At 46.4% G+C, this 21,573-nt stretch carries 17 protein-coding genes and 1 pseudogene; 8 read left to right on the plus strand and 10 right to left on the minus strand.

Annotation, left to right across the window (positions count from 1 at the left end; genetic code table 11):
* Positions 1-40 precede the first annotated feature (40 nt).
* The 5 genes from NSB25_RS07330 to NSB25_RS07350 all read right to left on the minus strand — a co-directional run bounded on the left by NSB25_RS07330 (position 41) and on the right by NSB25_RS07350 (position 7,804).
* The gene (locus NSB25_RS07330; RefSeq protein WP_172455001.1) at positions 41-1,483 is read right to left on the minus strand and encodes a serine hydrolase domain-containing protein; all 1,443 of its coding nucleotides are present in this window, start codon (positions 1,481-1,483) and stop codon (positions 41-43) included.
* 224 nt (positions 1,484-1,707) lie between these two features.
* Positions 1,708-3,288 (minus strand): ABC transporter substrate-binding protein, encoded by a 1,581-nt coding sequence (locus tag NSB25_RS07335; RefSeq protein ID WP_103238783.1) that lies wholly within the window; start codon positions 3,286-3,288, stop codon positions 1,708-1,710.
* An 89-nt stretch (positions 3,289-3,377) separates the two neighbouring features.
* Complete coding sequence (locus tag NSB25_RS07340; protein WP_103238784.1) at positions 3,378-4,283, minus strand: carbohydrate ABC transporter permease; 906 nt, start codon at positions 4,281-4,283, stop codon at positions 3,378-3,380.
* 11 nt (positions 4,284-4,294) lie between these two features.
* The gene (locus tag NSB25_RS07345; RefSeq protein WP_103238785.1) at positions 4,295-5,260 is read right to left on the minus strand and encodes an ABC transporter permease; all 966 of its coding nucleotides are present in this window, start codon (positions 5,258-5,260) and stop codon (positions 4,295-4,297) included.
* A 240-nt stretch (positions 5,261-5,500) separates the two neighbouring features.
* Positions 5,501-7,804, minus strand: a complete 2,304-nt coding sequence (locus tag NSB25_RS07350) for a helix-turn-helix domain-containing protein (RefSeq protein ID WP_103238786.1) — start codon at positions 7,802-7,804, stop codon at positions 5,501-5,503.
* A 336-nt stretch (positions 7,805-8,140) separates the two neighbouring features.
* Between NSB25_RS07350 and NSB25_RS07355 the strand changes: the two genes are divergently transcribed.
* The gene (locus NSB25_RS07355; protein WP_103238787.1) at positions 8,141-9,133 is read left to right on the plus strand and encodes a pectinesterase family protein; all 993 of its coding nucleotides are present in this window, start codon (positions 8,141-8,143) and stop codon (positions 9,131-9,133) included.
* Positions 9,134-9,168: 35 nt separating this feature from the next.
* On the opposite strand, the gene NSB25_RS07360 is transcribed toward NSB25_RS07355, so the two are convergent.
* A complete protein-coding gene (locus tag NSB25_RS07360) occupies positions 9,169-9,618 on the minus strand; it encodes an AAA family ATPase (RefSeq protein ID WP_103238788.1) in 450 nt (149 codons plus the stop codon).
* A gap of 179 nt (positions 9,619-9,797) precedes the next feature.
* Here NSB25_RS07360 and NSB25_RS07365 point away from each other — a divergent pair, with 179 nt between their 5' ends.
* Both NSB25_RS07365 and NSB25_RS07370 read left to right on the plus strand, forming a co-directional pair.
* A complete protein-coding gene (locus tag NSB25_RS07365; protein ID WP_103238789.1) occupies positions 9,798-11,021 on the plus strand; it encodes an ATP-binding protein in 1,224 nt (407 codons plus the stop codon).
* A gap of 120 nt (positions 11,022-11,141) precedes the next feature.
* On the plus strand, positions 11,142-12,131 hold the full coding sequence (locus tag NSB25_RS07370; protein ID WP_103238790.1) for a 2-hydroxyacid dehydrogenase: 990 nt from the start codon (positions 11,142-11,144) through the stop codon (positions 12,129-12,131).
* A gap of 153 nt (positions 12,132-12,284) precedes the next feature.
* Here the strand turns inward: NSB25_RS07370 and rhaM are convergent, their stop codons facing one another.
* Positions 12,285-12,596, minus strand: a complete 312-nt coding sequence (gene rhaM / locus NSB25_RS07375) for an L-rhamnose mutarotase (protein WP_103238791.1) — start codon at positions 12,594-12,596, stop codon at positions 12,285-12,287.
* Positions 12,597-12,925: 329 nt separating this feature from the next.
* Here rhaM and tadA point away from each other — a divergent pair, with 329 nt between their 5' ends.
* The 3 genes and pseudogenes from tadA (at position 12,926) to NSB25_RS29650 (ending at position 14,772) form a co-directional block, all read left to right on the plus strand.
* Positions 12,926-13,453: a tRNA adenosine(34) deaminase TadA gene (gene tadA / locus NSB25_RS07380; RefSeq protein WP_103238792.1), complete on the plus strand. Its 528-nt coding sequence runs from the start codon at positions 12,926-12,928 to the stop codon at positions 13,451-13,453.
* Between the two features lie 132 nt (positions 13,454-13,585).
* A complete protein-coding gene (locus NSB25_RS07385; protein ID WP_330406070.1) occupies positions 13,586-14,572 on the plus strand; it encodes an SPFH domain-containing protein in 987 nt (328 codons plus the stop codon).
* A 2-nt stretch (positions 14,573-14,574) separates the two neighbouring features.
* Positions 14,575-14,772, plus strand: a pseudogene (locus NSB25_RS29650) (type II toxin-antitoxin system antitoxin).
* Positions 14,773-14,817: 45 nt separating this feature from the next.
* On the opposite strand, the gene NSB25_RS07395 reads toward NSB25_RS29650, so the two are convergent.
* From NSB25_RS07395 to NSB25_RS07405, 3 genes are read right to left on the minus strand one after another with little or no spacing between them, the layout of a single operon-like run.
* Positions 14,818-15,669 carry a carbohydrate ABC transporter permease gene (locus NSB25_RS07395; protein ID WP_330406071.1) on the minus strand — a complete coding sequence of 284 codons (852 nt, stop codon included), beginning with the start codon at positions 15,667-15,669 and terminating at the stop codon, positions 14,818-14,820.
* 3 nt (positions 15,670-15,672) lie between these two features.
* Positions 15,673-16,578: a carbohydrate ABC transporter permease gene (locus NSB25_RS07400; RefSeq protein ID WP_242982342.1), complete on the minus strand. Its 906-nt coding sequence runs from the start codon at positions 16,576-16,578 to the stop codon at positions 15,673-15,675.
* Positions 16,579-16,629: 51 nt separating this feature from the next.
* Complete coding sequence (locus NSB25_RS07405) at positions 16,630-17,994, minus strand: ABC transporter substrate-binding protein (protein WP_103238793.1); 1,365 nt, start codon at positions 17,992-17,994, stop codon at positions 16,630-16,632.
* Between the two features lie 422 nt (positions 17,995-18,416).
* Between NSB25_RS07405 and NSB25_RS07410 the strand changes: the two genes are divergently transcribed.
* The gene (locus tag NSB25_RS07410) at positions 18,417-19,991 is read left to right on the plus strand and encodes a sensor histidine kinase (protein WP_172455002.1); all 1,575 of its coding nucleotides are present in this window, start codon (positions 18,417-18,419) and stop codon (positions 19,989-19,991) included.
* Positions 19,992-20,056: 65 nt separating this feature from the next.
* Positions 20,057-21,562 (plus strand): response regulator transcription factor, encoded by a 1,506-nt coding sequence (locus tag NSB25_RS07415; protein ID WP_103238795.1) that lies wholly within the window; start codon positions 20,057-20,059, stop codon positions 21,560-21,562.
* Positions 21,563-21,573: the final 11 nt, after the last annotated feature.

Consider the following 21,573-nt stretch of genomic DNA (forward strand, 5'->3'; position numbering starts at 1 on the left):
CTTTCCCATCCTTTTCAATTGGCTTTCCAGAGCCCTTCTCTCAGACCTCCCGACGTCCGGAACCTGTTCCCTTATAATACTGTAAAAACGGTTCCCCGGTGCTCACCATCCGCACACTGAGTCTCTCATCCTTCCACCCGAAATCCATGCTCACATGTCCCTGTTCCTCATCCGTTATAAAGCAATGCAGCAGAAAGTGACCATGCTTCCACGCCCCCCTGCATTCACATTGGTAGCAGGTACCGGGAAAATTCTGCATCTGCCAGTCTTCTGTATCAAAGGCCAGCTCCCGCACGCCATCCGGATCCTCAAAGCGAAGCTTTCCCTGCTTCCAGTCAAACTCCAGCCAGATCCATTTCATTGGATTTTCATGGAAAACATATCGCTCAGGCCGGACCGCAGCTTCCACCGGCAGTATGCCATCCCCGCGCATCGTTCCTTTCCGCAGTTCTTCCTCCTTCTGCGCGCTTCCGTCCTGCCCTTCCTTCTCCCCTCGCCCGGCACATACCGCCGGAAAGAGGATATCGTAAAAGCTGTCGTATATCATCTGCAACCCCGCCGGATTGCCGATGGTATCCGCCATGGTCACAAGGCAGAAATCCAATTCCGGGAAGCACAGCGCCAGCTGACCGCCCATGCCGTACATGGTAAAGCCATGAAGATGTTCCCTGCCGGGAACACTCCTTGGCATCCAGAACAGATAGCCGTATCCGCCCTGCTCATCCAGCACAGGCTGCAGATCTGTGGGCACCTGGTTTGCCGTGGCCTGCCGCATAAAGTCTGCCGGCAGCAGCTCCTCTCCCTCCAGCATGCCATAATGACTGCACAGCCAGGCCGCCCTTGCCACATCCCGCAAGGTGCACATGAGCCCGCTGCCCCCCTGAGATACTCCCTGAGGGTCCTTCAGAATGTATGCCTCCGCGGAAAATCCCAGCCTGTCCAGCCCTTCCCGGCGCAGGAAATCCAGCATATCCATGCCTGTCAGCTTTTCCACCAGCGCCGCTAGCACATGCGAGGAAGAAGTGTCATAGGAAAAAACCGTTCCCGGCACATGATCCGGCTTTACCCGGAAAAAGGATTCCACCCAGTCATCCCGATCATATCGCTTAAAGGTAGTGGACGCATAACAGGTACGCATGGTCAGCATCTCCCGTATGGTCATTTCACGACACCAGGGATGGGGGCCATCTTTCGGCAGCTTCTCCGGAAAATAGTCACAGATTGCATCCTCCAGCGCAATTTTCTTCTGCTTCAGCAAAAGTCCCACGGCCATGGAAGTAAAGCTTTTGGTAATGGAATACATTCTGTGCAAGGTATCCTGTCCGTAAGGCGCGTAATACTTTTCTCCCACAATATCCTTCCCACACAGAAGCAGATATCCGTGCATTTGAACGCCCAGACGCGCCAGGCGTTCTTCAAATCCTTTCACCGCTGCGGAAGAAATACCGTATTTCTCCGGTTTCACATTTTTAAATTCCAGCATGATAATCTCCCCTCTTTTCTCCTGCCGCCTGTCGTTCCTATTATATACAACATCCGGCCAAACTTCAATGTATAAGCCCTGTTTCATCCAAATTTGCAGTGTGCCCTGTCTGAACTGTTACACTGTCTGAATGCATTTCTCCGGTCTCTTGTGTCACCGCGGGAAACGGCAGCAGCACGTTTCCGCACTGCCGCCGTCTTGTCTTCTTTCTCCGCTTTCACGCCTTATTTGTTTGCCAGAAATTCGTCAAACTGTCTCTGAATCTCCGCAATATAGGTATCCCAGCCAGCCTTCTTCAATTCAGCTTTCAGTTCCTCGATATTAGAGTCATAATCCTTCAGACCGGCCAGCATAGGTGTCGCAAGCTCTTCCCACGCGCTGTCAATCTGTGCTTTTTCAGTCTGAACATTGGAATAGTCAATGCTGAATCCAAAACTCAGCGCGGGAAGTGCTTTGTCATCCCAGTTCTTGTAGACTTCCATAAACTCATCCGTATAGGCGGTGGTAGGGGTGGAAATCTTAACATTATAAATCATCCACTCATAAAAGAGTTCTTCTGTGTTGATCTTGGACACCTTACCGTCTATCAGCTCATAATCTGTTCCTTCCACACCATAGGCAAACAGGTTCGCCATCTCGGTATTTTTCTGAAGCAGGTTTACAAACAATGCCACACGGTCCGCTTTTGTGGAAGTTACAGGCACCTGGAATGCTGTGTTTTCATAGCTCTTTTTGTAAATCGGCTTCTCGGGTGCAATGTAATACTCCGCAGTCTTTGCCTCCGGAACCACACTCTGCAGTCCGGGTTCATTTTCAATCAAAGTGGTACCGCAGGTTCCTCTCATGAAGGAAGTCATATTGGCCTGGAAAGGCAATGTCACAGTGTTCGTCAGAATATCCTTCGGAATCAGATCCTGGGCATACCAGTCATTGTAAAGCTTCACCGCCGCTTCAAATTCCGGTGATTCAATAAAGTTCACCAGCTCTTTGGTGTCCTGATCAATCCAGATTCCGGTACAAAGGGGAATCAGATTCCTGTCACTGGTTCCGCGGATAATATACTCGGCGGTAGCCAGCTCATAAGTGGCATACAGGCCATACTGCTCTTTTGCTTTCTGCGCATAGGCTGTCAGATCATCCAAAGTACTGATATTGTCCATGTCGATGGCATCCATAATGTCCTGGCGCACGCAGACTGTGCTGTACACGCCGCCGGTAGGCTTGTTGCCGATAGGAATGGCGTAGACGCCGCCGTCAAAGCGATAGGCATCGAAGGCGGTAGGATCCACATTCTCATGCCAGTCAGGCAGATAAGTATCAATTACTTCTGACAAATCCTGGAGATATCCCTTGCTGTAGCTGCTTGCAGCCCATCTGGGATCCACGATACAGGCATCGAATTCCTGACCGGAAGCAATCATCAGGTCCACCTTGCCTCCTGCTCCGTTCTCTGTCCAGGGCAGATACATCAGTTCCACTTCCGTGTTAATCTCATCAATGAACATCTGCTGGAACTCATTTTCCATCAGCTCCTGCATTCTCGGAGATTCCTCGCCGAATAATACCACTGTGATTTTGTCCAGTGTTTCAGGCCTGAGTGACGCCTCTCCTTCATTATCTCCTGTTTCGTCATTACTCTCGGATGCATTTGTGGATTCCTGCTGGGTGCTCTGCTCCTCTGTGCTGCCGGAAGCATTTCCGGTGTCGGAAGAAGTGCTGCCCTGATTTCCGTCAGAGCCGCATCCTGTCAATACGGACAGCAATAATGTACCTGCAAGGATTGTTGATAATAATTTCTTTTTCATTCTTTTCCTCCATTCTTATAGTTGATTTATAAATCACTCCCGGGGGAGTTTTTAGCTTACTGTTACTTTTCTTCCTTATTTCCTTTCGCCTACCCTTTGACCGCTCCCACAATCACACCCTTGGTAATATACTTCTGGGCAAAGGGATACAGTAAAATGATGGGGCCGATGGTGACGCAGATGGTGGCCATCTTAGTTGTTTCCAGGGGAATGTTAATGTTATACCCCAGGGAAGCATTGGCCTGATTTGCGATAAACTGCACGTTGGCCAGCATATTATACAGATAATACTGGAGGGGATAAAGCTTCTGTTTATTAATAAACATCAAGGCCAGGTAATAATCATTCCAATAGCTCAGGGCATAGAACAGTCCCACCGTCACCAGTCCCACCTTTGCCAGAGGGAAATAAATAATTCCGAAAATCTTCAGATAACTGGCACCGTCAATCTTCGCCGCCTCCGCCAGCTCCTCCGGTATGGACTTGAAGAAATTTCTCAGCAGGAACACATTAAATGCATTCATACAGGAAGGAAGAATCAAGGCCCAGAATTTGTCGGTGAGCTGATAATATTTGGTGCACATAATGTACCAGGGCAGCAGTCCCGCCGAAAAAATCATGGGAATGTAGAGGAACATGTTCAGAGCGCTCCTGGGTTTGAATTCCTTTACTGTCAGTACATAGGCAAATGCCGCTGATACCAGCACAGAAAGCAGTGTACCCGATATGGTAACGGCGATTGTGACACAGTAGGCATTCATGATATTTTTTCCCAGAGATCCCAATATCATTTTGTAGGCCTCCAGACTGAACACTTTTGGTATTACGCTGTAGCCGTTTACCGTGACAGCCACCTCATCCGAAAAAGATGTGCCCACCGCCAGCAAAAGCGGATACAGGCAGATAATGGCGAAAAACCCGATAAAAATATAGAAGAAAATCCGTAAGGCTCTGTCGGATCTGGATTGTTTGATTGTTTGCTTGTTTCCTGCCATCTCGCACCTCCTTAAAACAAACGATATTCTTTATCGAATTTACCCACCAGCCAGTTGGAGAACAATACCAGCGCAAAACCGAACATGGACTGATAGAGTCCCACCGCCGATCCCATGACGAAATCACCCATACCGATAACCGACCGATACACATAAGTATCAATGATATCCGTGGTATCCAGCAACATGGAGGACAGATTGGTGATGGACATCATCATGGTCAGGTCACCGCTCATAATCTTGCCGATGGACAACAGGAACATAATGATAATCGTCGGTTTCAGCAGAGGAATCGTAATATACCGGATTCGCTGCCACAGATTCGCTCCATCCACCTCGGCGGATTCGTACAGAGATGTGTCAAATCCGGCAATTGTGGAAAAATAGATAATACCATTGTAGCCCGCCCCTTTCCAGATATTGCAGAGCGTGAGGATGACGCGCCAGTATTTCGGGTCATTGTAAAAGTCTACTCTGTCGAATCCCAGAGAAACCAGGAGATTATTGATGGCCCCTCCGTCATAATTCAATAATGCCCGCAGAATACCGCCTGCCACCACCCAGGAAATAAAGTAGGGCATGATGGACAGGGACTGGGTCGCTTTCAAATACTTCTTATGACGGATTTCATTGAACATAATCGCCAGCATGACCGCCATGGCAGTGCCGAACACGGTATAGCACAGGTTCAGAATAATTGTGTTGCCGGTGGCCCTCCATGCCTTGGAAAAATTGGCGAAGAAGAATTCAAAATTTTTAAAGCCCACCCAGGGACTTCCAAAAATTCCGTCTCTGTAATTGTAGTCCTTGAAAATAATGACCAGGCCGCTCATGGGTATGTAGGCAAACATTAATGTAAGTACGATACCCGGCAGGGCCAGAAGCCAAAGCTGATGATACTTTTTGAAGTGACCGGCAACCCGGTTTTCAGGGCGTTGAACACTGCCCGGATCCTGTTTCTGTCGAGACACAAGCATGATATCTTCCTCCTATTCCAGTTCCGCAGCTGTCCCTCGATGCACCCATATAGATTCACTTCCGGCCGCCAGACCATGCGTCCGTAAATTCTCTGGGGCAAGGAACGGGTTGCTGATTCCAGTTCCGCAGTTGGTGGTGCGTGCGGCGTTGAGTAAGAGATATCATATTCCTGCCTGTGTCTCAATCCAAAAAAATTGTAAAGCTGTTAAATTCCGTTAAATCAGAACTATCAAAATTTTTTACTGATGCAAATTTCCCGCACTTTGAGCATGCTTTTTGCGGAACTGCCCTGGAGTAATTCCAAATTTTTTCTTGAAAGTAGCCGTAAAATAAGAAGCATTTGTATACCCCACCATCTCGCAGATCTCCTGAATGCTCTTGTTCGCCTCCTTCATCAGCAGCTTCCCGGCTTCCTCAATGCGCAGGGTTGCAAGGTAATCCGGAAAGGCATATCCGCTTCGTTCATTGAAAAGTCTGCTGAAATAGGACGGCGTAATATGGTACATTTCAGCAATAAACTGTGCGCTGATATTGGGATCCGCATAATTTTCCCGCAGGTAAGCCATGGCCTTGTCCACCACATCCTCCCTGTCTCCCTGCCGGGCTCTTGCCAGCAGCTCGCAGATTTTATCCTGCATCCCGGAAAACCATTCCCAGGTGTCGTCAAGATAACCGAACTTTCCCAGTTCCGCGGCCAGCTTTTCATAATCGTTTCTGGAAAGTGTCTCGAAATGAAAATTCAGAGAATTGTAATACTTCATTATTTCCACTGCCATATCCAGAAGAATGTCCTGTGCGGTCTGAATAGAGTATTCCTTCAGTTCATTGGTAATTTCAAAGTATTCCTCAGCAAACTTTTCTCTGTTCCCCTCCTTTAACCTCAACAGAAGGTTTCTGATGTCAATATTTCCGTTGCCTCCCAGGGCCTTTCTCGCCATTTGCTCTTCCGTCACAATAGCATCTATTCCGTACATAAAACGGTAGGCGGTTGCCGCTCTGGCCATCTGGTACATGGCTGATAATTCCGCAAATCCCTCCTTGTCATTGCTGATGCCGGCATCCATACCTATGTGAACCAGGTCTCTGATAACAGAAAATATTTCCCTGATTTTTCCCGTCAGTTCTTCCTCCGGAAGATTCTGTTCCGCAAAAAGAATTACCGCCGTATATTCTTCGTCCACAGGATTGACCAGGACATCTCCCAAAGGCTTCAGCGCCTGCTCTGTAATGTTGACAAGTGTATGATGTACAAAGATTCTGGCCTCCTCCGTATGATTCTCCTGTAAATCTTTCATATCGCTGATGCGCAGACAGATCACCCTGCTGTGTATGCCTGTCTTCCCGTAAGTTTCTTCCACCCATTCCGGAAGTTTTGCCGAAGATGCCCTGCTGCACAGATAACGCGCCATCTCTTCCTGATCCTTTCGGATATTGAGATCATTCATAGTCTGCACCATAGTCCGATATGTCTGTACTATACCTGCCAGCTCCGTTTTTCCCACGCGATCCGATATATTTTCTGAAGGCTGTCCGGAAGTACCGGCGGAATTGGTGGTCTGAATAGCCGCATCAATGGGGGAATATACCCAGTTTGACATGACAAAAGCAAACAGCAGCACCAGCAATACCAGCAGCAGGACAATTCCGATAAATGTATTCCGCATGTGAACAATGGATGCCTCCACATATTTATAAGGGAGAAAATGCATCAGATAAAAGCCGTTTTCCATATTCACGCAGGAAACCAGATAACTGCCCCCCCGTACCTTTGTCACTTCCGACTGCCTCACATCGCTGTGCTCCAGATATGTCCGAAGTATTTCTTCCTGTAACTGCTCTCCTTTCGCATATCCCTCACCACAGACATGTACCACATTGCCCTCCGCATCCGTCAGCAGATATTGCTCTCCCTGTCGCCGTGGCTGGAATATATTCTCCATAATTTTCCCCATGTCCAGTCCGATGAAGATACCGCTTTCCTTCTCTCCTGTGCCCGGATTCTGCTCCCCTGCTGTTATATACAAAAGGGTACGGCTGCATCCATAGATATCAATGTAATATTTTACCCCATACCTGCCGAACTGGCTCTGGTAAAAGGTCTCTATCATCATTCTGTCCGCCTGCTCATCCAGGGGATACGCCGGATTGCTGCACTTAATCCGATATTCATTGCCTTTCAGCACATAGACAGACTGGAACATGGGATCAATCATAACCATATTCAACACTTTCTGTGCCGCCACACTCATATCCCCATCCCAGGAAAAATCCGATTTTGCCAGCGCTTTTTTCACATAGGTGTCATTCCGAAGTACCTCCATCGTATTTCCCATCAGATCCATATAATTACTTACCATCAGGGAGGAGGCATAGAGCGTATTGCCGTCATTTACTTTTTCCGTCTCAATCCGGCTTGCCCGAAACCAGAAAAATCCCCAGATACATGCCAGAAAAATGCACAGCGCCGGCAAAATGAATACTGCGCTGAACATATTCCTGAAAATCTTCTTTCCTTTGTACTTGCTCAATAAGCCTTTTCCCATAATTGTCCCCTGCCTGTTCTTTGTCTGCTGCCCTGTACGCACAGGGTCCGGGCAGAGCCCCGAAACCCAGGAGCATGGGTTTCGGGTTCGCTTCGCTCGTCAAATGCCCAAAGAGACAGTTGTTCGAGCAATCTCGGCATCTGTCTCTTCGGGCACTTGACTCTGCCCTGTACGCACATTATATCATGTCTCCGCCGCAAAAAAATAAAATGACAAAAACACAATAGTAGTGTAAAATTTTATAATTGCAGTCCCAAAGACTGTATTTTACAATGATTTCAGCTGAGGCAGTCCGCTGCCGCTCAGAATTTAATCATTTCAGAAAGGTATTTTATTATGCAGACAATTTATGTAGACAAAAACAGAGCGGATGCATTTTCTTCTCTTCAGGAAGCTGTTCTGGCCGTACCGGACCACCGTCAGGAGACCATCCGGATTCTGGTGGCCCCCGGGATTTATGAAGAAAAGGTTTTTATCCGCAAGGAAAATCTGGAAATTGTGGGAGAAAACCCGGAGACCACCATCTTCCGTTACGGGGATGGTGCAAGAAAGCCCCGCCCGGACCATTCCGGAGAATACGGGACCTTCAATACTGCCGTTATTCTGCTGGCAGGTAAGAATCTGCGCATGGAAAATATCACTGTGGAAAATACTGCCGGTCCCGGCCACACCGCCGGACAGGCGCTGGCCCTCTACGCGGCAGCAGACAGGTGCAGCTTCCGCAACTGCCGTTTCCTGGGATGGCAGGATACTGTCTTTGCCGGAGAAGCCATTTCCTGCAAGATGAAGAACCTGATGCTTCCCGACTTCTTCTGCCGTTCTTCCGTCCCCGTTGACTATCCTGTTCTCCGCAATTATTTCAGAGACTGCTATATCAGCGGCGACGTGGACTTTATCTTTGGACCGAATGTGGTATTTTTTGATCAGTGCGAGATTTTTTCCAGAAAACGCCAGAGTGAAGACCGCGCCTTTATCACCGCCGCCAGCACTCCGGCCGGACAGGAATTCGGCCTTGTATTCTCTCATTGCAGGCTCACAGGCGACGGAGACCCGGAGTCTGTCTATCTGGGAAGACCCTGGAGGGATTTCGCCAAAACCGCTTTTGTCAGCTGTCATATGGACGGGCACATCTGCCCGGAAGGATGGCAGAACTGGGGAAAAGCCAGGGCGGAAGTCCTGTGCGGTTATGTGGAATATGACAATGCAGGCCCCGGTGCCAGTACCCAGGGAAGGGCTTCCTTCAGCAGGCAGCTGACCCATCCTGACCTTGCCAAATATTATTCCAGAGAAAATGTTCTGGCCGGCGAGGATGGGTGGAATGGAGAATAAAGGAGCTCATAACGCTCCTTTATTCCATTCTTCAATCACACAGGAGTAGACCTTCTGAAATCCTTCGACTGTTCTCCCTTAAAAAGCCCCCGAAGAAGTTCCACATAGGCCTCTCTTAATTCCTCAATGACGCTTTTCTGAATATAGGCCACTGTTTCCAGAGGGTCCTTCACCTGTACCAGCAAATATGCAATATCCAGATGAATTACATCATAGTGGTTCAGAAATTTCTCAAAGGAAGAATCCTCCGCAATCTTCAGGTCCGCGAACAACGTCCGCGAGTCACAACCCTTTCCGTAGTATGCCGCCAACATTCCGGCAGTCATTGTCTTGCCAAATCTTCTCGGTCTGCTGCTGCAAATGTAGCGCTGCTCCGTATCGATTACAGCATTTGTATATTGAAGCAGTCCTGATTTATCCACATATATCTGCGACTTCCTTGCACTTCTGAAACTTGTATTCCCACGATTTACAAAAATCCCCATACCTGTCGCCTCCTGTCAAGACTGCTGATTTTTCTTATTATCCTGCCTATTCTTTATCATACTCCAGAACTTCTCATAAATCAATCTGATAAAAATGGGTGTCCTGGCATAAAATATTGACATCTGATTTATTTTGGCTATAATAAGATTATATCGTATTTTAGCCAGGAGGATTCCGCATGACCTACATCAGAAGGGATTTGGAGGAAAAGATTCTATCCTTATCAAAAGAATATGCTGCTATTCTTATCACCGGTCCCCGTCAGGTGGGGAAAACAACTGTCTTACGCCAGTTAAAACAGGAAAACAGGGCTTATGTCACATTGGATGATCTGGAAGACCGGTCCATGGCCAGAAATGACCCTGCACTTTTCCTGCAGCTTCACGATCGGCCGATTCTTATAGATGAAGTTCAGTATGCTCCACAGCTTTTTTCCTATATTAAAATAGAAATAGATAACGGGGCAGCGCCCGGAAGTTTCTGGCTCTCAGGCTCTCAGGCATTCCGTATGATGAACCTGGCTCAGGAATCTCTGGCGGGAAGAGTTGCCCTGCTCCACATGCCCTCCTTATCGCAGCACGAGATTTATGGCAGTGGATCTACTTCACCCTTTACCATAGAACTGAATGCATTAAAAGAAAGAGTGAAAACAAACGCACCGGCCGACATGCGGGAGATCTATCATCGAATCTGGAAGGGCTCGATGCCCGGACTGATCAGCGGCCGTTTTTCCGACCGGGATGTCTTTTACAGCAGTTATCTTCAAACCTATATCGACCGGGATGTCAGTGATCTTGTCAATTTAACTGATAAATTAATTTTCCAGGATTTTATCCGCTCCGCCGCCTGCCGGATCGGTCAGGTTTTAAACATTCATGATATCGCACAGGATGTGGGAGTATCTGATGACACTGCAAAACGCTGGCTGCAGGTTCTGGAAAAATCGGACGTTATTTTCTATCTTCGTCCCTATTCCAATAATCTTTTAAAGAGAACTGTAAAAACCCCAAAGCTGTACTTTTTTGACACAGGGCTTGTAGCCTATCTTACAAAATACAGTTCTCCCGATATTCTGGCAAACGGCGCTTTAAGCGGTGCAATCCTTGAAAATTATGTGGTCTCCGAACTTCTGAAGACCTATCAGAACCATGCCAGAGAATGTCTGCTCTGGTATTACCGGGATAAGGAAATGAGAGAAATCGATATGATCATGGAAAGCGACGGGATGCTGCATCCGTTGGAAATCAAACGTTCTGTCAATCCAGGCAAGGAGTTGATCAGGGCTTTTGACATATTGAATAAGAGCAGCACCGCCAGAGGAAAAGGGGGGCTTCTCTGTATGCGTCCCACCCTGTCAGCCATAAATTCCGATAATTATATTATTCCCATTTGGATGATTTAATGTCATAAATGCCTGTTCCCCGGGTTTATTTTTAATGAAAAACAGTCTATACTATAGAAGAAAACAAATTAAGGAAGGATATCCGGCAATGTTGTGTGCATCCGGAAATGAGGGACAATGATGAAAATACTTTTTTATGACACCAAAAATTATGACAGAGAAAGCTTTGAGGCGTGCTTACAGAACTTTTCGGACATCACCATTGAATACACAAAGTCCGATCTGGACCCGCGAACCGCCGCTCTGGCGGAAGGTTTTGACGCCGTATGCGCCTTTGTCAGCTCCGACGTGAGCACGCAGACTCTGGAAATTCTCCATGAAAAGGGAATCCGTCTGTTGCTGATGCGCTGTGCCGGGTTCAACAATGTGGATCTGGACACCGCCGGAAAATATGACATCCGCGTCATGCGCGTTCCCGGCTATTCTCCGGAAGCTGTAGCAGAACATGCCATGGCGCTGGCTCTGGCCAGCAACCGCAGACTGTACAAATCTTACAACAAAGTCCGTGAAAATGATTTCAGCCTCAGCGGCCTGATGGGTTTTAACTTCTATCGGAAAACAGCCGGCATTATCGGCACCGGAAAAATCGGAGCCGCCATGTGCCACATCTGCCGGGGCTTTGGGATGAAGGTGATCGCTTACGATGTGTATGAGAACCAGGCCCTGAAAGAGTTCGTGGAATATGTGTCTCTGGATCAGCTACTTTCCGACAGTGATGTCATTTCTCTCCACTGCCCGCTGATGGACTCCACTTACCACATCATTAACATTGATACGATCCGGAAAATGAAGGACGGTGTCATCCTGGTGAATACTTCCCGGGGCGCCCTGGTGAAAACCGATGACCTAATCGAGGGTATCCGCATGCATAAATTCGCAGGCGTGGGGCTGGATGTGTACGAAGAAGAGACCAACAATGTCTTCGAGGACCGCTCCGACGAGATACTGGAACATTCCACCACAGCCAGACTTCTCTCCTTCCCCAATGTGATGATTACCTCCCATCAGGGTTTCTTCACCAGAGAAGCCCTGGAAGCCATTGCCACCACCACCCTGCAGAATGCCGTGGATTTTCTGGCCGGGAAAGCAAGCCCCAACGATGTAAAATAAGGACCTTTCAGCCGCCCGTATGAGCCTTCATGCAGGATAACTCCCTCCGGGGAAGCCTGGAGCGCTTCCCCGGAAATCCAGATTTCGTCACATATCCTTCATCTGATACGCTTTCCGTGTCATTCCAGAACAATGCTGACGGCAATATAAAATTCAGTCCAGATGGAATACCGTCTTCAGGTCAACGCTCACAGGACTGTTGTCGGAATTTGTCTCCATGATGTCCGCCATGAAATCCCACCACTTGCGGTTGATTGCGGTATCCGCTCCCTTTGCCCACAGCTCTTCGTCTTCAATCTCAATATAACCGAAAAGTGTCAGTGTCTCCCGGTCCAGGAAAATCGTATAGTTCTTCCCGCCATGCTCGTGAATCATATCCTGCATCTGGGGCCACAGTTCATTATGTCTCTTCTCGTATTCCGCCTCCTGGCCGGGGTAAAGCTTCATTTTAAATCCTTTGATCATGCTAAGTACCTCCTGCTTTATTTTCTGTATGCCTCTTCTTCCTTTTCCTATCTCTGCAAAAGGACTTCCGCCCACTGTTCCGATTCCATGCAGCTGTTCAGACCAGGCACGGAACCATTACTGAAATTATACTTCGCCTTCCGACCCCAGTCAACAATTGACGTATTCCTTTTGCCGCATTATACTGTATTATAGTAACAGTTCAGCGACCTGCCGAACTGTTGTGCCGCCGGGCAATCATTCCGACAGTTCGCCTTCTACAGGGCAGGTATACATCGGTGTCCTACGGCCATCAGCAACGGACTACAGAAAGAAAGGCTGCATCTATCATGGCAATCATCAAAAGCATTCAGGAAAAATATATGAAAGAGGCCTTAACACAGGCGAAAAAAGCTTATTCTCTGGGGGAGGTGCCCATCGGCTGCGTCATTGTCCACGAAGGGAAAATTATCGGCCGGGGCTATAACCGACGCAACACGGACAAAAGTACCCTGGCCCATGCGGAGATTACCGCCATCCGAAAAGCCAGTAAATATACAGGGGACTGGCGGCTGGAAGAATGTACTATCTACATTACGCTGGAGCCCTGCCAGATGTGTGCAGGAGCCATCATTCAGGCCCGCATCCCGGAAGTGGTCATGGGCTGTATGAATCCGAAGGCAGGATGCGGAGGGTCTGTTCTGAATATTCTGGAGAACCCTGAATTTAATCACCAGGCGTCAGTGACCCGGGGGATTCTGGAAGAAGAATGCAGTAATTTGCTGAAATTATTTTTTACGGAGCTTCGGAAACGCAATAAGCTGGAAAAGGAAGGTCGGAAGTCTCTTTCAGGTTTTGAACTTCCTTCCCCAAAATAATTCTTGCATTCCTTCTCCCTTTATGATATCATTTTAATATCATAAAGATATGTCCATTAAAGCTATCTGTAAAGAGGAGGTATTATCCATGTATGAGAAGATTTTAAATGGAAAGAAAAACGGAATGAGTGTATGCTGCTCGTTGTTGTGATGTATGCTGTCGCCATCGCCGCGATGATTTTCTCCGGCATCAGTCTGGAGCAGGGCGCAAATGCCCTGAATATCACCGGTCTGGTGGCGGGCATTGTCGTTACCAGTCTTGGATGGATTCTCCTGCTGGGCCTCAAAGTGCTGAAGCCCCAGGAAGCACTGGTGCTGACTCTGTTCGGAAAATATATCGGCACGCTGAAGGAAAATGGTTTCTATTATGTCAATCCCTTCTGCGTGGGTGTCAATCCGGCTTCCAGGACAAAGCTCAGCCAGAGCGGCGATGTGTCGGAGACCGGCGGGCTGACTGCACTGGTAAACGGTGCTCAGAACATGAGCCTCACCGGTGATTATGGCAGCAAAAAGCTTTCCCTGAAGATTATGACCCTCAACAACAGCCGTCAGAAAATCAACGACTGTCTGGGAAATCCCATTGAAATCGGCATTGCCGTTACCTGGAAAATTGTGGACACGGCAAAAGCAGTGTTCAATGTGGACAATTACAAGGAATTCCTTTCCCTGCAGTGCGACAGCGCTCTGCGCCATGTGGTCCGCATTTACCCTTACGATGTGGCTCCCAATGTGGATACCACCGGAGACGGTGTGGCCGATGAAGGCAGCCTGCGCGGTTCCAGCGAGATCGTCGCCGTCCGGATTCGGGATGAAATTCAGAAGCGCGTGACAGAAGCCGGTATTGAAATTGTAGAGGCACGGATTACTTACCTGGCCTACGCCCCTGAAATCGCGGCAGTCATGCTGCAGCGTCAGCAGGCTTCCGCAATTATCGACGCCCGCAAAATGATCGTGGACGGCGCTGTGGGTATGGTGGAAATGGCGCTGGAACGCCTGAATGAGAAGGATGTGGTACAGCTGGATGAGGAGCGTAAAGCGGCAATGGTCTCCAATCTTCTGGTGGTGCTGTGCGGCAATCATGACGCCCAGCCGGTTGTGAACTCCGGGAGTCTGTACTGATTATGGCAGACACCAAGAAGCAGGTTCCGCTCAGATTATCGCCCAAACTATAAGACGCCATCGCCGCCTGGGCGGAGGATGACTTCCGCTCCGTAAACGGGCAGATTGAATATCTGTTGACAGAATGTGTAAGACAGCGCAAGAAGAACGGAAAATATGCCCCGGAAGAACTGGATGTTCCCCCACAGCTGGATTTATAAGTAAATTGGGCGGGCAAAATTTTTTCTGCCCGCCCGCATTTTTTATTATCCCTTAATACCGCTGGAGGCGATCCCTTCCACCAGATATTTCTGCATTGTCACAAAAATCAGAAATATAGGAATGATTGATAAGGTTGACATAGCAAATAGTGCCCCATAATCCGACCCTGCTGTAGGGTCGGCAAACATTTTCAGTGCATATGCCACCGGATACTGTCTGGGTTCTTTCAGGAAAAGAAGCGATCCCAGGAAATCATCCCATTTCCACATAAAAGAAAAAATAGCGCTGGTCACAATAGCAGGTTTAATCAGTGGTAATATAATCCTGAAATAGATACCATAAATAGAGCATCCATCAATTTTGGCCGCCTCATCCAGATCTTTCGGAATTCCTTTGATGAACTGAATATTGAGAAAAATAAAGAAACCGCCGCCAAAGAAGGACGGAACGATAAGTGGCAAGTATGTTCCTATCCATCCCATCTTTGAAAACATAATATACTGCGGAATCATAATGACCTGAAAGGGCAACATCATGGAAATCAGCATACAGGTAAACCAAATACCCCGAGTCGGAAAATTACATCGTGAAAATCCATATCCTACCAGGGAAGAGGATACTACCGCACCAATTGTGGCCAGACCGGAAATAATAAACGAGTTTTTGAAAAAAACGGCAAAGGAAATCCCTCCAAATCCCCTCCACCCCTCTCTGTATTTTAAAAGCCGAAAAGTATCAGGCAGTAATTTCCCCGCGTTTTGAACGATCTCTTTTGTATCCTTAAAGGAGCCCAGAACCATCCACAACAGGGGATATATCATAATTACCGCAAAGCAAAATGTAAAAATATGATATATAATACGGAGGATTTTCTTTTTCATAGAATAGCTTTTCATCCCTCATCCCTCCGCTTCATAATAAACCCAATATTTCTGCGACTTAAAAAGAATCAGCGTAAGTATTCCCACAAAAGCTACCATCGTCCAGGCCAGGGCACAGGCATAACCCATCTTCTGGTTTGTAAATGCGCTGGTATACATATAATAAGCAAAAAACAATGTGGAATTGTTCGGCTTTCCCTGTGTAATGACATAACTTTGTGTAAATGCCATAAACCCGCTGATCAATTGATTTATCAAGTTAAAGAATATGGTAGGTGTCAGCATGGGTAATGTGATCTTGAAGAAAATCCTCGGCCCCGTACCTCCGTCAATTCTGGCAGATTCATAGAGGCTGACCGGAATCTGCTTCAGTCCTGATAAAAATATCAGCATAGAGGAGCCAAACTGCCATACGGCCAGCAAAATCAGTACCCAAAGAGCCGTACTTTCACGTCCCAACCAGGCAATTTCACTATGAATCCCGATTCTGTTCAGGATTGCGTTGATTACGCCGTCACTGGCCCAAATCCGTTTCCAAAGCAATGCCACCGCCACACTGGAACCAATAATGGAAGGCAGGTAAAAAACTGCTCTGTAGAAACCGGATAATTTTGTACTTCTTACCAAAAGCATCGCTACCACAAGAGCCATAATCAGACGAAGCGGCACAGAAAAAACCACATAATACAGTGTCACGCCGAACACCTTTCTGAACAGATCATCCTGGGTAAACATGGTAATGTAATTTTCAAGGCCGATAAATACCGGCAATTTTAAGATACTGTACCTGGTAAATGAATAATAAAGCGACATCAGCATAGGATAGGCCAAAAATGCAAGGAAACCAATAATGAAGGGCAGGACAAAGATCAGCCCTGCCGCCTTCTCATTGTTAAGCCGTTGTGCAAATGTCTTTCGTTTCATTTCTGCTTTTTTCTTTTCAGACTTTTGCATTCTCACCTTTACCGCCCTCAATTAATTTTTCGCTGCCTCTTCCATAATACCTTTTGCTTCCTCTATGTACTTCTGTCCCGCATCTTCCGGTGTTATTTTCCCATAACGCACATTCTCCACATATGTTGTCAGCAATGTTCCAGCCTCGGTGCTTCCGGCAGGATTGGGAGGATCTATCGGTGTTGCGACCCCCGCGGCACTGTCAATATACTCGTAAATCTTCACGTTTACTGCAGTCTCCTCGCTTTTTGCCATGGTTTCCTTCAATGCGTCTCTGACTTTAGAATTGACAGGTACGCCTCTTTCCCCTCCAAGAATTTCATTACATTCCACGGAGTTGACAAACCAGTTTATAAATTCTGCCGCTTCCTTCGGATGTTCACTGGTTGACGCTATCGAAAAGAACTGACTGGGTTTTAAAAACAACGGATTTACTGCTGCGTCTCCTGTTGTGGGGTACATGGAAATACCAAGTTCCCTGCCACAGGCACTTGCTATGGAAATATACTGATTAGAGTGAGCAAAATCATTCCACGTCGTCTGATCAAGAATGGGTTTGGACTCCACTACATCCGGATTCTTCTCTACCAGAATCTCAGGTGATATCGAAAACTCTGCCTGCTGAAACTTATCGACATAAGCAAAGAATTTTGTCAGAGATGAAGCCTCTCCCGCAGATACCTCATCCCAGATATATTTTCCGTCTGCTCTGCAGATGTTTGTGGCCATATTGACACCGCCGTCAAAGTATGTCTTCACACCGGTCTTCTCATAAATTGTCTCACATACATCATAAAACTCTTCCAGAGTCATCTGCTCTTTGATTTCAACGCCGGCATTCTTCACAATTTCCATATCATATAGAAAACAGGGAACATTGCTACCCAGACTGAAAGCATAGAACCCGCCGTCCACGGATCCGCTTTCAATTACGCTCGACGCAATATCTGCGGTATCAATGGTGCCATCATTTAAAAATTCCGTCATATCATACAGAGAATTGCTGGACGTATACTGATTCAGATAACCATAATCCATCTGTACTATATCCGGCATGTTGCCGCCGGAGGTGGTGGCTGCCAGCTTGTCCCAGTAACCGGACCAGTCCGTAAATTCCACATTGATGATCACATCAGAGTGTTCGGACATATAAAGGTCTACCGCTTGCTGTGTCAAATCATTCCTTGTCTGATTGCCCCAAAAATACAGGCTTAAAGTAACCGGTTCTTTATTATCCCCCTCCGTCGATTCAAGTGCCGTATCAGCGGAAGTCTCTGTGCTTACCGATCCGGACACATCCGTATTCCCAGCTTCCTGTCCTCCGCATGCCGTCAGTCCCACAGCCAGGGATGCCGTCATTACAACTGCGGTCAATCTTTTTTTCATACTCTAAATCCTCCTATGTTATCAGGTTATTTATTACACCTTCATTTTACTTTTTTTCAGGCAAAAGGTAATTAAAAAAAAAGCTCTGTTATGTTCAAAAAAACGATATTTCTGTATTTTATTTTTAGTCGGTGTTATAGTATGGTTGCAGAGTTTTTATGTATTACTCCGCTATTATATCACTTTGATTCCACATTTTCAGGAAAGAAGGCTTTCCCATGCAAATATTTACTTCTTTGAGCAGTTATTTACAGAATCTGCCTTTAAAGAAAAAAATGATGACACTTATAACGACACTATTTCTTTTTTTCTGTATCGTTATGCTGGTCTGTACCAGTATTCTTTGTAATGCCTATAATCAGGAGCTCTATCAATCTTATTCGAGTCAGATGACAAAAGTAGCATCAGGAATTCAGGCATCCATGGAAAATATTGAGGATACCTCTTTTTCTATTTTAAGTAATACGGTCATACAGAAAAACTTATCCAAATTGAATTCTATGGATATAAATGCGCCGGAAAACCTTCAGACAAGCGCAAATTGCCTTTCGGAAATCTACAAGACCCTTCATTCCATTGTCTCCTCCCTGACTATTATCAGGGCTATCGGCTTTGATATCAACGGCCGTTCTCTGACCCGGGGATTATTTTATCCCAATCATCTGGATATGGATAATCTGAACGAAAAAGCAATTGCCCTGAAAGGTGTTGCCTTCTGGTATCCGGAACAGTCTGAAACCTATCGTCTATATTGTATTCGGGAAATCAGGGAAATCAATTACCTGAAATTACGGAATCTGGCCACCCTCTATATTGAGGTCAACTTTTTTACTTTGGTGACAGACGCACTGAAAAACGCCGGTTACCAGGATAATGAAAATAATTTGTTTCTTCTGACTGACGGCGCTGAAATTATTTATTCCAGCAAAGATATATCAGGCTCTGCCTCTTTGCAGGATCCCTCCTTTATCCTGGATTTAACTGAAAATAACAGAAGTTACGTGATCCGTACCATTGATCACCGCAAAAAATTTATCGCTGTTGGAAATATTCCGGCTACCGGATGGAATTACATCTATCTTTCCGATTACAACACTATTTTCTCTGCTGTTACTTTCGCACAGTCTATTTGCCTATTGGTCTTTTTTCTGACGACACTGAGCGCAGTACTTGGAAGTTCCTGTATTCTTGGACACATAATCTGGCACTTTCGGATTCTTGAAACTAAAATGAACCGCTTTGGTACCGGTGATCTGACACCTTTGCAGGTGCCATATGATTATACCCAAAGGCAGGATGAAATCGGACATCTTCATGTACAGTTTGATCAGATGGTTTTACATTTCAAAGAACTTGTCAATGATAACTATGTCAAACAAATACTACTGCAGGAAACGCAGATACAGGCGCTTCAGCAACAGATGAATCCACATTTTCTGTACAATACACTGGATTCTATCTGCTGGATGGCTCAGAAAGATCATGATGAACAGATCTGCACTATGGCGCAGAGTCTGGCCAATTTGTTTCGCGCTTCCATTACAGATTCCAAAGAGCTGATTCCTATCCGTTCGGAATTACAGTTTCTGGACAGTTATATACAGATACAAAAATTGCGGTTTGAAGAACGATTGGATTTTAAGCAGCAAATCTCCGAGCAATATATGAATATCATGATACCCAGGCTGTGCATTCAGCCTCTGGTAGAAAATGCAATTCATCATGCCATGGAAGACAACCCGGAAGTCTGTACCATTCAGCTGGAAATGCTTCGAAAAAATGATGTTTACCAAATTCAGGTAATGAATACCGGATCCTTCTTCGAAGAACACCTTTTGGAGAAACTGTTGAACGGAAAAATAGTTCCATCCGGCATCGGTATCGGTCTCTCCAATATTGATAAGCGTTTTAAACTGATTTATGGGGAAGCTTTCGGTCTGACACTTTCCAATAAAAACGGTATGGCGGTCGTCGCGCTGACTTTACCTGTAAGCTGACCCCTTTCTGCTCTGCGGATGTTTCCACATGGATATGATTATGAAAACTGACAGGAGAATTTACCATGCTTCGTGTATTATTGGCAGATGATGAAAAAATTATCCGGGAATCCATCTCCCAGATGATTGACTGGAATTCTATAGGTTATGAGTTAATTGGTACGGCCCAAAACGGTATGGAGGCCTGCGATATCATTCGGGACGAATATCCCGATGTGGTAATCACAGACATTCGGATGCCCGTTATGAACGGTCTGGATCTGATCGATTACTGTGTCAGGCTGGATGCCGATATTCGTTATGTCATTCTCTCCGGTTTCGATGATTTTAAGTATGCGCAGCAGGCCATGAAATACGGGGTGAAACACTATCTGCTGAAACCCACAAATAAAGAACAGATTATCCAGGCATTAAATGAAATCCATTACGAAAGAGAAGAAAATATTGAACGATATAAAGTAATCGGACAGACCAGACTCTCAGGAATTCGGTTTTATCTGCAGAAGTATTTTCTGATAGAGCTTTTGGACAACGAGGAAAAGCTACCTGCCTCCATAGCCAAATATGCCCCTCTGATTAACCTTACCGATACTTTAAGTATCGTGCTGCATGTGGCATATTTACAGCCCAAATCCCTCGGCGTTTTCCAGGAAAGGCTGTTTAAAACTCTGCGGAATACCGATATCCGCCTTGCCTTTCCCATTATTTATGTCAGAAACAATGCGTTGATCATTCCGCTGTCCCCTGATGAAACGGCCATAAATGTTCTGTGTATGTCCCTTTCCCATATGCCACTGTTTTCTCAGGATGTGGCGTTGGAGCTTAAAGTCTGGCACTATGCGGATACGGTCTCCCTTTTTCGGGTTATTGTTGATAAAATCAGAAGATATCATCAGATCCAACTTCTCGACACGACAGGAGAACATGAAGAAATTACCAACAATATTACAAATCCCAGTCAAATGAGCTGGCTACACCGGCAAATATGTCAGGTCTCCTGCACCTCCGAATTGCAGAAAATACTTCACCCTGTTTTCGCCAGCCTTGCCTCGACGGATCTGGCCAGAACCATTGCCATTTCACTCCTGTTCCATGATCCTTATCAGGATTCCATGGAAGAAATAGACAAATCTGTTTTTCTCAGCAAAATTTCTGAGAAAGATGTGTCCTCTGCCTCCATTGAATCCATTTTGCTTTCCTATCTGGAAAAGTGCAAAGGCATTCACCCCAGGGAAGACGACAGGGTTCGAACCCTGATACCGGACATGATCCAGTACATGAAAAGCCATCTGGATTCCGAACAATTATCTCTGAAATGGTTGGCTGAAAAGCAGCTTTATGTCAGCAGCGGTTATCTGAGCAAACAATTTGTACAGGAAACAGGAGAACGGTTTTCCGTTTATCTAAATCGGCTGCGAATGGAAAAGGCCAAAGATCTGATGAAAAGCACTCCTGGTATCAGCATCCAGGAAATTGCTCAAAGATGTGGTTTTGGAGACAACCCCAGATATTTCAGCCAGGTATTCAGAAAGTATACAGGAACAACCCCAAGCGATTTCATCGCATTATAAACTCAGTTATC

Source organism: Acetatifactor muris, assembly GCF_024623325.1.
In the GTDB taxonomy this organism is placed as follows: domain Bacteria; phylum Bacillota; class Clostridia; order Lachnospirales; family Lachnospiraceae; genus Acetatifactor; species Acetatifactor muris.